A 13,542-nucleotide genomic window follows, 5' to 3' on the forward strand; every position below is an offset into this window, starting at 1 on the left:
CTTGTCCGACGCCGCACACACCACCCACAGCACCGACTGGGACCTGGCCGCCCGCCGGCTGCTGGCCAAGATGCTGGGCGAGTTCGCCTACGAGGGCATAGTCGTCCCGGAGCCCGACCCGGAAACCGCATCCGGGCCCGGGCCCCGTCCCGGCCCCGCGGCCGACGGCGCGTACCCCTACCGCCTCCCCGTCGCCGACGACGTGACCTACCGCTTCACCGCCCGCCGCGGCCCGTACGGCCACTGGCGGGTCGACCCCGCCTCCCTGACCCCGACGGCGACCCGCTGCGCTTCCTCGCGCAGGCGCACGACGGGCTCCTGCGGCTGGCCGGCGACACCACCGGCCACCTGATCCGCGAGCTGACCGCCACCCTCGCCGCCGACGTCCGCCTGGCCCGCGGCGCCCCGTCCGCCGCCGGCCTCGCCGACCTCGGCTACGCCGAGCTGGAGGGCCACCAGACCGGCCACCCGTGGCTGGTGGCCAACAAGGGGCGCATCGGCTTCTCCGCTACCGACGCCGCCGCGTACGCCCCGGAGGCCCGCGTCCCGCGGCGGCTGCCGTGGCTGGCGGTGCACCGCTCGCTCGCCCAGTACCGCGGCGTGCCCGCCCTCGCCCGCCCCGAGGAGCTGTACGCGCAGGAGCTGCGCCCCGCCACGCGCGCGGTGTTCGCCGACGCGGTCGCCGCGGCCGGCCGGGACCCGGGGGCGTACCTGTGGCTGCCCGTGCACCCGTGGCAGTGGGACGAGACGATCGCCACGCTCTACGCGCCGCAGGTCGCCGCCGGGCTCGTGATCCCGCTGCCGGCGGACGAAGGGCCGCCCGACATGTGGCTGCCGCAGCAGTCGGTGCGTACGTTCCTCAACCTCAGCCGCCCGCAGGCGCGTTCGGTCAAGCTGCCGCTGTCCGTGCTCAACACCCTGGTCTGGCGCGGCCTGCCCACCGAGCGCACCCTCGCGGCCCCCGCCGTCACCCACTGGGTGCACGGCCTGCGCGACGGCGACCCGTTCCTCGCCGAGGAGACGCGCGTCGTGCTCCTCGGCGAGACGGCGAGCGTGGCGGTGCGCCATCCGCTCTACGACTTCCTGCCGAGCGTCCCGTACCAGTACCGCGAGCTGCTGGGCTGCATCTGGCGGGAGCCCATCGGCCCGCTGCTGGACCCCGGGGAGCGGGCCAGGACACTGGCGGCGCTGCTGTGGACGGACGCGGACGGGCGTTCGCTGACGGCGGAGCTGGTACGCCGCTCGGGGCTCGCGCCGCGGGTGTGGCTGGCGCGGCTCTTCGCCGCCCTGCTGCCGCCCCTGCTGCACTTCCTGTACCGCTACGGCACCGTCTTCTCGCCGCACGGCGAGAACGCCGTCGTGGTCTTCGACGGCGCGGACGTGCCGGTGCGGCTGGCGGTGAAGGACTTCGTCGACGACGTCAACGTCAGCTCCAAGCCGCTGCCCGAGCACGCCGGGATGCCGGGCGAGGTGAGCCGCACGCTGCTCACCGAGCCGCCGGAGTTCCTGCCGCAGTTCATCCATTCCGGTCTGTTCATCGGCGTCTTGCGCTATCTGGCGCCGCTGTGCGCGGACGAACTGGGCGTACCTGAGGCGGAGTTCTTCGGTCTCGTACGGGCCGAGATCCTGCGCTACCGGGGGCGGTTCCCGGAGCTGAAGGAGCGCTTCGCGCTCTTCGACCTGCTGACGCCGCGCATCGACCGGCTCTGCCTGAACCGCAACCGGCTCTACCTCGACGGCTACCGCGACCGGGCCCAGCGCCCGCACGCCGCCGTCGACGGCACCGTATCCAACCCCCTTCACTCGACGTGACGGCCGTCACTGTCAGTGCCGCCCCTTAGGGTTGCGTGCCATGGCAGACCAGAACGTGCTCGCGCCCGACGACGGCGCCGGCACCCCCGACCACGATGCCCATGACGACCACGACGACCGCAGCGAGCTGCGTGAACTGCTCCATGCGGCCGTGGCCGCCGTCGGCGGCGTGGAGCGGGAGGGCCAGGTGGCGATGGCCGAGGCCGTCGCGGAGGCGATCGCGGACGGCTCGCACCTGCTGGCGCAGGCCGGGACGGGGACGGGCAAGTCGCTGGGCTATCTGGTGCCGGCGCTGGCGCACGGCGAGCGGGTCGTGATCGCGACGGCGACGCTGGCGCTGCAGCGGCAGCTCGTCGAGCGCGATCTCCCGCGCACGGTGGACGCGCTGCACCCGCGGCTGCGCCGCCGCCCCGCGTTCGCGACGCTGAAGGGCCGGTCGAACTACCTGTGCCTGCACCGGGTGCACGAGGGCGTGCCCCAGGACGACCCAGACCTGGGCGCCGGGCTCTTCGACCCGTTCGAGAGCGCGTCGTCGCAGCCGTCGAGCAAGCTCGGCCAGGATCTGCTGCGGCTGCGCGACTGGGCGGACGAGACGGAGAGCGGCGACCGGGACTCGCTGACCCCCGGTGTCTCGGACCGGGCCTGGTCGCAGGTGTCGGTGTCGGCCCGCGAGTGTCTGGGCGCCGCGCGCTGCGCGTACGGCCCCGAGTGCTTCGCGGAGGCGGCGCGGGAGCGGGCGAAGCTGGCGGAGGTGGTGGTCACGAACCACGCGCTGCTGGCCATCGACGCCCTGGAGGGCGCCACGGTGCTGCCGTCGCACGAGGTGCTCATCGTCGACGAGGCGCACGAGCTGGTCTCCCGCGTCACCGGTGTGGCCACGGGCGAGCTGACCCCCGGCCGGGTCAACCGCGCGGTGCGGCTGTCGGCGAAGCTGGTCAACGAGAAGGCGGCGGACGCGCTGCAGACGGCCGCGGAGAGCTTCGAGCGGCTGATGGAGCTGGCGCTGCCGGGCCGGCTGGAGCCGGTGCCGGAGGACCTGGGGTATGCGCTGCTGGCGCTGCGGGACGCCGCCCGTACGGTCATCTCCGCGCTGGGCGCGACGCGGGACGCCTCCGTGCAGGACGAGGACGCGGTGCGCCGTCTCGCGCTGGCCTCGGTGGAGAACGTGCAGGAGGTCGCCGAGCGGATCACGCAGGGCTCGGAGTTCGACGTGGTGTGGTTCGAGCGGCACGATCGGTTCGGCGCGTCGCTGCGGGTGGCGCCGCTGTCGGTGTCGGGTCTGGTACGCGAGAAGGTGTTCAGCGACCGGTCGGTGACGCTCACGTCGGCGACGCTCAAGCTGGGCGGCGACTTCGCGGGGATCGGCGCCTCGCTGGGGCTGCCGCCGGAGGGCGGCGGCGAGGAGGGCGCCCCGGTCTGGAAGGGCCTGGACGTCGGCTCCCCCTTCGACTACCGCAAGCAGGGCATCCTGTACGTCGCCAGGCATCTGGAGCGGCCCGGCCGGGACGGCGCGCGGGGGGACATGCTCGACGAGCTGGCGGAGCTGGTGGAGGCGGCCGGTGGGCGCACGCTGGGGCTGTTCTCGTCGAAGCGGGCGGCCGAGGCGGCGGCCACGGAGCTGCGCGGCCGGCTCGACGTCCCGGTGCTGCTGCAGGGCGAGGAGACGCTCGGCGAGCTGATCAAGCGCTTCGCGGCGGACGAGGCGACGTGCCTGTTCGGCAGTCTGTCGCTGTGGCAGGGCGTCGATGTGCCGGGCGCCGGCTGCCAGTTGGTGGTGATGGACCGCATCCCGTTCCCCCGCCCCGACGACCCGCTGGCCACCGCGCGGCAGGAGGCCGTGGAGAAGGGCGGCGGCAACGGCTTCATGGCGGTCGCGGCGACGCACGCGGCGCTGCTCATGGCGCAGGGCGCGGGCAGGCTCGTACGCGCCACAGGCGACCGCGGCGTCGTCGCGGTGCTCGACCCGCGGCTGGCGACGGCCCGGTACGGCAGCTATCTCCGCGCGTCCATGCCGGACTTCTGGTACACGACCGACCGCAACCAGGTGCGCCGTTCGCTGGCCGCCATCGACACGGCGGCGCGGTCCGATCGCTCGAATGGGTGATCTGGACCACGCTGGGCGAGAGCCGTACAGGACTGCGTGGTGGGCTCGGTAGCATCAAGTACCGGCACGGGGGCCGGTGAGCTGCCGGAGGTGCCGATTGAGCGCAGAGGTCCACAGTCCGGGCAATCCGGCGGGCGGCGCCCGCCGGCGCGGCAGGGCCCGCCTCGATCTCCGCCGGCTGGGCCGGGTGGCCCTGCTGGGCGGCGCCTCCTCGCGCGACGGCCTGCCGCACGCCCTGGAGCATGTGGCCAAGGCGCACCGCGGGTTCTACCCAGACGCCGACATCCCCACGCTGCGCACCGCGTATCTGCTCGCCGAGGACGCGCACCGCGGCCAGATGCGCAAGAGCGGTGATCCGTACATCACGCACCCGCTGGCCGTCACCCTGATCCTCGCCGAACTCGGCGCCGAGACCACGACGTTGACGGCGTCCCTGCTCCACGACACCGTCGAGGACACCGAGGTGACGCTCGATCAGGTGCGGTCGGGCTTCGGCGAGGAGGTGGCGTACCTCGTCGACGGCGTCACCAAGCTGGAGAAGGTCGACTACGGCGCCGCCGCCGAGCCGGAAACGTTCCGCAAGATGCTGGTGGCGACGGGCAGCGACGTACGGGTGATGTCGATCAAGCTCGCGGACCGGCTGCACAACATGCGCACGCTGGGCGTGATGCGCCGGGAGAAGCAGGTGCGCATCGCGCGGGTGACCCACGACGTGCTGATCCCGCTGGCCGAGCGGCTCGGCGTGCAGGCGATCAAGACCGAGCTGGAGGACCTGGTCTTCGCCGTCCTGCACCCCGAGGAGTACGCGCGCAGCCGGGAGTTGGTGCTCGCGAACGCCGGGCGCCCGGACCCGCTGGAGGAGACCGCGGCCGAGCTGCGCGAGGTCCTGCACGCCGCCGGCATCACGGCCGAAGTCGCCATCCGGCCGCGGCATATCCTCTCGGTGCACCGGGTGCTGGAGAAGCGCGGCGAGCTGCGCGGGACGGACTTCGGCCGGCTGCTGGTGCTGGTGCCGGAGGCGGCGGACTGCTATGCGGTGCTGGGCGAGTTGCACACGTGCTTCAAGCCGGTGCCGGCGGAGTTCAAGGACTTCATCGCCGTACCGAAGTTCAACCTCTACCAGTCGCTGCACACGGCCGTCGCCGACCAGCGCGGGCACGTCGTCGAGACGCTCGTACGCAGCCGGCAGATGCACCGCGTCGCCGAGGCCGGGGTGGTGGCGCTGGCCAGCCCGCTGGCGCGGCCCGCGGCCGGTCAGGTGGGCGACTGGCTGAAGCGGCTGCTGGAGTGGCAGCGCGCCACTCCCGACCCCGACGCCTTCTGGTCCGCCTTACGCGAGGACCTCGCCCCCGACCAGGAGATCACCGTCTTCTGCGACCCGGGCGGGCCGCTGGTGCTGCCCGCCGGGGCCAGTTGTGTGGACGCGGCGTACGCGCGCCACGGGGAGACGGCGCACACGCTGGTGGGCGCGCGCGTCAACGGGCGGCTCGCCGGCCTCGGGACGCTGCTGCGGGACGGCGACGCGCTGACGCTGCTGCTGGCGCCGGAGTCGTCGGGGCCCGCGCCGGAGTGGCTGGACCACGCGCAGACGCCCGCGGCGCGGATCGCGATCACGCGCTGGCTGGCGGACCACCCGGCGGCGCAGCCCGCCGACGCGGCGCTCCCCGCCCCGGCCGGCTTCGCCCCGCCGGCCCCCGCCGCACCCGGCTCCCCCGCGGACGACGCCGCAGCCGACGCCGCCGGCTCCCCCGCGGACATGCCGGACGTACCGGCGGACCTACCGGCTGACGGGCTCCCGCGTGCCGCCGAACCCGCCGTCGCCGAGCTGCCGGACACCACGCTCCGCCTCGCCCGCTGCTGTACGCCCGTGCCCCCCGACGCCGTCACCGGCTTCGTCGTCCGCGGCGGCGCCGTCACCGTCCACCGGACGCAGTGCGCCACCGTGGCCCGGATGGCCGCCGCCGGCCGCCGCGAGCTGAGCGTCCACTGGCGTACCGGCGAGGGCGCACCCCCCGCCGACCTGCGGGTGACGCTCAAGGCGGAGGCGTTCGTGCGGGCCCATCTCCTGGCCGACCTCACCGAGGCCATCGCCGCCGCGGGCGTCGCCATCGTCGCCGCCGACGTCGAACCGCCCCGCCAGCAGCGCGTACGGCACACGTACACGCTGCAGCTCCCCGACCCGGCGGAGCTGCCGGGCCTGATGCGCGCGATGCGCCGGGTGCCCGGCGTGTACGACGTGTCCCGCGCCCAGCACCCCCCGGGAGCGGACCGGCAGGCGCCCGGCCTGCGGGCCCGCACTCGTTAGAGTGCACCGCTGCCGCGTCGGCGGCGCACGGCGGTCGCCCGCTGATAGCGGTAGCGCATGCTCCGCTCCGTCCGGCTGCGCCGCCCGCTGCGCCACGCCCTGCTCGCCGCCGTCGCCCTCGCCACCCTGGCCGCCGCACCAGCCGTACCCGCCGCACCAGCCGCGCCCGCCGACCCGCAGCCCCGCCCCGCGGGCATCGGCGACCCCCTCTTCCCGCACCTCGGCAACCCCGGCTACGACGTCCTCGACTACGACATCGCCCTCACCTACCCGGGCCGCAACGACACCCCCCTGACCGCCCGCACCGAGATCACTGCCCGCGCCACCGACCGGCTGCCCCGCCTCAACCTGGACTTCACCCACGGCACCGTCCGCGACGTCACCGTCAACGGCCGCCCCGCCGCCCACGCCCGCGCCGGCGAGGACCTCGTCGTCACCCCCGCCCGCACGCTGTACCCCGGCGAGCGGCTGCGCATCGCCGTCCGGCACACCAGCGACCCCCGCGGCACGGGCGGCGGCTGGATCCGTACCCGCGACGGCCTCGCGATGGCCAACCAGGCCGACGCCGCGCACCGCGTCTTCCCCGGCAACGACCATCCCTCCGACAAGGCCCGCTTCACCTTCCGCGTCACCGCTCCCAAGGACCTCACGGTCGTCGCGGGCGGCCTGCGCGTGGCCCGCGAGCGCGACGGCGCCCGCACCACGTGGACGTACCGCACCGCCCACCCCATGGCCACCGAGCTGGCCCAGGTCTCCATCGGCCGCTCCGCCGTGCTGCGCGGCACCGGCCCGCACCGGCTGCCGCTGCGCCACGTCGTCCCCGAACGCGACCGGCGCACCGCCCGCCCCGTCGTCGACCGCACGTCCGGGCAGATCGCCTGGATGGAGCGGCACGTGGGCCGCTACCCGCTGGAGTCGTACGGCCTGCTGGCCGTGGACGCGCCGCTGACCTACGCGCTGGAGACGCAGACCCTGTCGGTCTTCGGCCGCGACTTCCTGCTGGCCGTGGACAAGTACCCGGAGCGCGCCGAGGGCGTCCTCGTGCACGAGCTGGCACACCAGTGGTTCGGCAACAGCGTGACGCCGCGCAGGTGGTCGGACCTGTGGCTGAACGAGGGCCACGCGACCTGGTACGAGGCCCTGTTCACCGACGAGCGGCACGACCGCGGCAGCCTGGTGCACCGGATGCGCGCGGCGTACGAGCTGTCCGACGGCTGGCGCCGCCGCGGCGGCCCGCCGGCGGCGCCGCGGCGGCCCACGGACGGCGGCCGGCTGGAGCTGTTCCGTCCGGTGGTCTACGAGGGCAGTGCGCTGGTGCTGTACGCGCTGCGCCAGGAGATCGGCGCAGCCGTGTTCGAGGAGCTGGAGCGGGCGTGGGTGACGCGCCACCGGGACGGCACCGCCGGCACGGCGGACTTCGTCGCGCTCGCCTCCGAGGTCGCCGGCCGCGATCTGGAGGGCTTCCTGCACCCCTGGCTGTACGGCGAGCGCACCCCGCCGATGCCGGGCCACCCCGGCTGGAAGCCGGCGGCACCGGGGAAGCCGGCGCCCTGAGCCGGCGGCCGTAAAGCGGGTGACGACCGTGCGGCAGCGTGCGACCATCATGGATGCCGCGACGCCCGCCGTGCGGGGAATCCTCCCGGTCTGCGGGGCGTTGTCGGAAGCAGACAACCCATCTCACAGACAAGGATCCGATGACTTCTCCCACTCACCTTCCCCAGGACGGTCAGCGTCTCCCGGAAGGACTGCGTGCCGACGCCCTCATGGAAGCCGAAGCCGCGTGGAGTCCCGGATCCGACGCGGATCGTGACGGCGATCAGTTCGACCGCGAGGACCGTGCGGCGCTGCGCCGCGTCGTCGGTCTGTCGACCGAGCTGGAGGACGTCACCGAGGTCGAGTACCGGCAGCTGAGGCTGGAGCGGGTCGTGCTCGTCGGCGTGTGGACCTCCGGTACGGTCCGGGAGGCCGAGAACTCGCTCGCGGAGCTGGCCGCGCTCGCCGAGACGGCCGGCGCGGTCGTGCTCGACGGTGTCGTGCAGCGCCGCGAGAAGCCCGACCCCGCGACGTACATCGGCTCCGGCAAGGCGCTGGAGCTGCGCGACCTCGTGGTCGAGACCGCGGCCGACACCGTCGTCTGCGACGGTGAGCTGAGTCCCGGCCAGCTCATCCACCTTGAGGACGTCGTCAAGGTCAAGGTCGTCGACCGCACCGCGCTGATCCTCGACATCTTCGCCCAGCATGCCAAGTCCCGCGAGGGAAAGGCGCAGGTCGCGCTCGCGCAGATGCAGTACATGCTGCCGCGGCTGCGCGGCTGGGGCCAGTCGCTGTCCCGGCAGATGGGCGGCGGCGGCTCGGGCTCCGCGGGCGGCGGCATGGCCACCCGCGGCCCCGGTGAGACGAAGATCGAGACGGACCGGCGGCGCATCCGCGAGAAGATGGCGAAGCTCCGCCGGGAGATCGCGGACATGAAGACCGGCCGGGACGTCAAGCGGCAGGAGCGCAAGCGGCACAAGGTGCCGTCGACCGCCATCGCCGGCTACACCAACGCGGGCAAGTCCTCGCTGCTCAACCGGCTCACGGGCGCGGGCGTGCTGGTGGAGAACGCGCTGTTCGCCACCCTCGACCCGACCGTGCGCAGGGCCGAGACGCCCAGCGGGCGGCTCTACACGCTGACGGACACGGTCGGCTTCGTACGGCACCTGCCGCACCATCTCGTCGAGGCGTTCCGCTCCACGATGGAGGAGGTCGGCGACGCCGACCTGATCCTGCACGTGGTCGACGGCTCCCACCCGGCGCCCGAGGAGCAGCTCATCAGCGTGCGCGAGGTGATCCGCGACGTGGGCGCGACGTCCGTGCCCGAGATCGTGGTGATCAACAAGGCGGACATCGCCGATCCGGACGTGCTGCGCCGGCTGCTGCGCATCGAGCCGCGGGCGATCGCGGTCTCGGCGGCGACGGGCGCGGGCATCGAGGAGCTGAAGGCGCTCATCGACGTGGAGCTGCCGCGTCCGCAGATCCAGATCGAGGCCGTCGTGCCGTACACGAAGGGCGCGCTCGTCTCCCGCGTGCACGACGAGGGCGAGGTGCTGGTGGAGGAGCACATCGCCGCGGGCACCCTGCTCAAGGCCCTGGTGCACGAGGAACTGGCCGCCGAGCTGAGGCGGTACGCCCCCGCCGGGCAGGCCGACTGAGGGCTTTCGCCGAAGTCGTAGACTGACGGACGGGCCGCCCCGGCGGCCCGTCCGTGAACCCCCGTCGTCGTTTGGATGATCGCTGGCATGCCCGAGGAAGTCGCACAGCCGCGCACGTACGAGGTCAGGACGTTCGGATGCCAGATGAACGTCCACGACAGCGAACGGATGTCGGGGCTGCTTGAGGAAGCGGGCTACGTCCGCGCCGAGCCCGGCTCCGGCAGCACCGCTGACGTCGTCGTGTTCAACACCTGCGCGGTGCGCGAGAACGCCGACAACCGGCTGTACGGCAACCTCGGCCAGCTCGCGCCGAAGAAGGCCGCGAAGCCCGGCATGCAGATCGCGGTCGGCGGCTGTCTGGCGCAGAAGGACCGCGAGGCGATCGTGAGCCGCGCCCCGTACGTCGACGTCGTCTTCGGCACGCACAACGTCGGCAAGCTGCCGGTGCTGCTGGAGCGCGCGCGGGTGGCCCGCGAGGCGCAGGTCGAGATCGCCGAGTCGCTGGAGGCGTTCCCCTCCACGCTGCCGACGCGGCGCGAGAGCCCGTACGCCGCGTGGGTCTCGGTCTCCGTGGGGTGCAACAACACCTGTACGTTCTGCATCGTTCCGGCGCTGCGCGGCAAGGAGAAGGACCGCCGCAGCGGGGACATCCTCGCCGAGGTCGAGGCACTGGTCGCGGAGGGCGTCAGCGAGATCACGCTGCTGGGGCAGAACGTCAACGCGTACGGGTCCGACATCGGCGGCCGGCAGGCGTTCGGCAAGCTGCTGCGGGCCTGCGGGCGGATCGAGGGTCTGGAGCGGGTGCGCTTCACCTCGCCGCACCCGCGTGACTTCACCGACGACGTGATCGAGGCGATGGCCGAGACGCCGAACGTGATGCCGCAGTTGCACATGCCGCTGCAGTCCGGCTCGGACACGGTGCTGCGCGCGATGCGGCGCTCGTACCGGCAGGAGCGGTATCTGGGGATCATCGAGAAGGTACGGGCCGCGATCCCGGACGCGGCCATCACCACCGACATCATCGTGGGCTTCCCCGGCGAGACCGAGGCGGACTTCGAGCAGACGCTGCACGTGGTGCGCGAGGCGCGCTTTGCGCAGGCGTTCACTTTCCAGTACTCCAAGCGGCCGGGGACGCCGGCGGCCGAGATGGCCGGGCAGATCCCGAAGGCGGTCGTGCAGGAGCGGTACGAGCGGCTGGTGGCCCTGCAGGAGGACATCTCCTGGGGCGAGAACAAGAAGCAGGTCGGACGGGTCCTGGAGGTCATGGTCGCGGAGGGCGAGGGCCGCAAGGACGGCGCCACGCGGCGGCTGTCCGGCCGGGCGCCCGACAACCGGCTGGTGCACTTCGCGCGGCCGGAGGAGCCGGTGCGGCCGGGCGACATGGCGACGGTGGAGATCACGTACGCGGCGCCCCACCACCTGCTGGCGGAGTCCGAGCCGCGGGCGGTGCGGCGCACCCGCTCCGGCGACGCCTGGGCGGCGCGGCAGGAGGGCGGGCCGGCCGCGGGCGGGGCCGGCGGCACAGGCGTGCTGCTGGGGCTGCCGAAGGTGGGCGTCCCGGACCCGCTGCCGGCGGCGGAGGGCTGCGCGGCGCACTGACCGGCTCCGCCGCGGGGGCCGGGGCGGACGGCACGTCTGGTCGCGGAGGGCGGGGGCCGCAAGGACGGCGCCACGCGGCGGCTGTCCGGCCGGGCGCCCGACAACCGGCCTGACCGGCTCCGCCCCGGGGACAGGGGCCGGACGGCACGTCCCACCCGGCAGGCCCGGCAGGCCCTGAGCCTGGCCCGTGCCCCGGCTGCGCGCCCACCCGGCGGCGCCTTGGGGGACGCTCCGAGCGGGGCGGCTAGGCTGCGGCTCATGCTCGTCGCTGCCGCCTGCTGCCCCTGTCCGCCCCTGCTGGTACCCGAGGTGGCCTCTGGTGCCGCCGGCGAGCTGGAAGCGCTCAGAACGGCGTGTATGGACGCCGTGGGGGTGCTGGCCGCGGCGCGGCCGGACGTGCTGGTCGTCGTCGGGCCCGCGGAGCAGGCCGGGCGGGGACCGTATCCGCAGGGGGCCCGGGGGTCGTTCCGGGGCTTCGGCGTGGATCTGGCGGTACGGCTCGGGCCGGCCAGCGGCGCGGAGCCGGCCCCCGGCGAGCGGGAGCTGCCGCCGTCGCTTGCGGTGGGCGCGTGGCTGCTTCAGCGGGCGGAGTGGAACGGCACGCCCGTGGAAGGGCTGGGCGTCGGCGAGTCGCTGGCGGGCGAGCGCTGCGCGGAGGCCGGCCGGGAGATCGCCGCGAAGGCGGGGCGGGTGGCCCTGCTGGTGCTGGGCGACGGCAGCGCGTGCCGTACGCACAAGGCCCCCGGCTACTACGACGAGCGCGCCGCCGGCTTCGACGCCGAGGCGGCCCGCGCCCTGGGCGCCGCGGACACCGCGGCCCTGGCGGCACTGGACGCAGAGCTGGCCTCCGGCGTGCAGGCCACGGGCCGCGCCTGCTGGCAGGTCGCCGCGGGCGCCGCGGGCGCCGCCGGGGACACCGCCCTGCGCGGAGCACTTCTGTACAACGAGGCGCCGTACGGGGTGGGTTACTTCGTCGCCGCCTGGTCCTGAAACCTGATTCCAACCCCCGGTCCAGAAACGCCGGTCCAGAAACGCCGGTCCTGACACCCGTGCCCCCGGTGCGGCGGCCCGGGGCCGCGGGCCCCGGGCGGGGCCGCGCGCCTCCCGGAGGCCCTACTGGCGGGCGTCGTCGCCCGCGCCGCTGTCCGCGGCCCCTTCGGCCGACTGCTGCTTCGGGATCCCCGCGGCACCCGGGGCGTCCGCGCCCGCCGCCTCCCCGGCGGGCGCGGGCTGCGCCTCTGCCGCCGCTGCCGCCTCCGCCTCCCCGGCCTGCCCCTCCCCGCTCGATCCGCGGCGACGAAGAAGCTTGGCAAGAACGCCCATCTCTCCTCCAAAAACTGACTCGCGTGGGCGAAATCCCGCGCCTCCCGGAGCGGCTCCTTGCGCGCCCCGGGGCCCGGTCCGCAGACCGGCGTTCGGAACCTCGGAACGCCAAACGACGCCGCGGGCACCGCGTTACGTCACTCGTTCGAGGGCCGGCCCGTTGTTTGCGAGACTTGCCGCGTGACAGAGACCACCCCCCGCCCCCAGGTCGTCGCGGTCGTCGGGGCCACGGCCGCCGGCAAGTCCGAGCTCGGGATCGCGCTCGCCCGGCGGCTCGGCGGCGAGATCGTCAACGCCGACTCGATGCAGCTCTACCGGGGGATGAACATCGGCACGGCCAAACTGACGCCCGCGGAGCGGCAAGGCGTGCCGCACCACCTGCTCGACGTGTGGGACGTGACCCAGGCCGCGAGCGTCGCCGCGTACCAGAGCCTGGCCCGCGCCGAGATCGACCGCCTCGGTGCGCTCGGCCGCACCGCGGTGCTCGTCGGCGGCTCCGGTCTGTACGTGCGCGGGGCCATCGACGCCATGGACTTCCCCGGCACCGACCCGGCCGTCCGCGCCCGGCTGGAGGCGGAGCTGGCGGAGAGCGGGCCCGGACCACTGCACGACCGGCTCGCCGCCGCCGACCCCGCCGCCGCGCAGGCGATCCTGCCGGGCAACGGCCGCCGGATCGTCCGGGCCCTGGAGGTGATCGAGCTGACCGGCCGCCCCTTCACGGCCAGCCTCCCCGCGCACGAGTCGGTCTACGACACTCTCCAGTTCGGCATCGCCGTGCCGCGCCCGGAGTTGGCGGACCGGATCGAGCGGCGCGTGCACCGGATGTGGCGGGCCGGGCTGGTGGACGAGGTGCGGCGGCTGGAAGCGGAAGGGCTTCGTGAGGGCCGTACGGCCTCCAGGGCCCTGGGGTACCAGCAGGTGCTGTCGTTCCTCGCCGGTGAGTGCACGGAAGCGGAGGCCCGGGACGAGACCGTGCGGGCCACCCGGCGGTTCGCGCGGCGGCAGGAGACGTGGTTCCGGCGCGATGCGCGCGTGCACTGGATCAGCGGCTCGGAAGCCGATCGTGACCGCCTTGCGGACACCGCGTATGAGCTACTCGAACGGTCGGTCACAGGCTGATCACGTCATGGCATCGGGACGCCTCGGTGGCACTGCGGGTGTTCCCGGCCGTGCCATCATCGAGGCGAGCTGGGAGCCTGGAAGTCGCC

At 74.4% G+C, this 13,542-nt stretch carries 8 protein-coding genes and 1 pseudogene; 8 read left to right on the forward strand and 1 reads right to left on the reverse strand.

Annotation, left to right across the window (positions count from 1 at the left end):
* The first annotated feature begins 1 nt into the window (after window position 1).
* From B124_RS15180 to B124_RS15210, 7 genes and pseudogenes are all read left to right on the forward strand, one after another.
* Window positions 2-1,812, forward strand: a pseudogene (locus B124_RS15180) (IucA/IucC family protein).
* 40 nt (window positions 1,813-1,852) lie between these two features.
* Window positions 1,853-3,916 (forward strand): ATP-dependent DNA helicase, encoded by a 2,064-nt coding sequence (locus B124_RS15185; protein ID WP_496503351.1) that lies wholly within the window; start codon window positions 1,853-1,855, stop codon window positions 3,914-3,916.
* A 97-nt stretch (window positions 3,917-4,013) separates the two neighbouring features.
* Window positions 4,014-6,221, forward strand: a complete 2,208-nt coding sequence (locus tag B124_RS15190) for a RelA/SpoT family protein (protein ID WP_496503352.1) — start codon at window positions 4,014-4,016, stop codon at window positions 6,219-6,221.
* Between the two features lie 57 nt (window positions 6,222-6,278).
* The gene (locus tag B124_RS15195) at window positions 6,279-7,775 is read left to right on the forward strand and encodes a M1 family metallopeptidase (protein ID WP_496503353.1); all 1,497 of its coding nucleotides are present in this window, start codon (window positions 6,279-6,281) and stop codon (window positions 7,773-7,775) included.
* A 140-nt stretch (window positions 7,776-7,915) separates the two neighbouring features.
* Complete coding sequence (gene hflX / locus B124_RS15200) at window positions 7,916-9,412, forward strand: GTPase HflX (protein WP_496503354.1); 1,497 nt, start codon at window positions 7,916-7,918, stop codon at window positions 9,410-9,412.
* A gap of 87 nt (window positions 9,413-9,499) precedes the next feature.
* Window positions 9,500-11,011, forward strand: a complete 1,512-nt coding sequence (miaB, locus tag B124_RS15205) for a tRNA (N6-isopentenyl adenosine(37)-C2)-methylthiotransferase MiaB (protein ID WP_496503355.1) — start codon at window positions 9,500-9,502, stop codon at window positions 11,009-11,011.
* A gap of 258 nt (window positions 11,012-11,269) precedes the next feature.
* On the forward strand, window positions 11,270-12,001 hold the full coding sequence (locus tag B124_RS15210; RefSeq protein ID WP_496503356.1) for a class III extradiol dioxygenase subunit B-like domain-containing protein: 732 nt from the start codon (window positions 11,270-11,272) through the stop codon (window positions 11,999-12,001).
* Window positions 12,002-12,124: 123 nt separating this feature from the next.
* Here the strand turns inward: B124_RS15210 and B124_RS15215 are convergent, their stop codons facing one another.
* Window positions 12,125-12,334: a hypothetical protein gene (locus tag B124_RS15215; protein WP_496503357.1), complete on the reverse strand. Its 210-nt coding sequence runs from the start codon at window positions 12,332-12,334 to the stop codon at window positions 12,125-12,127.
* A gap of 180 nt (window positions 12,335-12,514) precedes the next feature.
* Here B124_RS15215 and miaA point away from each other — a divergent pair, with 180 nt between their 5' ends.
* Window positions 12,515-13,453, forward strand: coding sequence for a tRNA (adenosine(37)-N6)-dimethylallyltransferase MiaA (miaA, locus tag B124_RS15220; RefSeq protein WP_496503358.1), 939 nt, complete (start codon window positions 12,515-12,517; stop codon window positions 13,451-13,453).
* Window positions 13,454-13,542: the final 89 nt, after the last annotated feature.

The organism is Streptomyces sp. CNP082, from assembly GCF_059570535.1.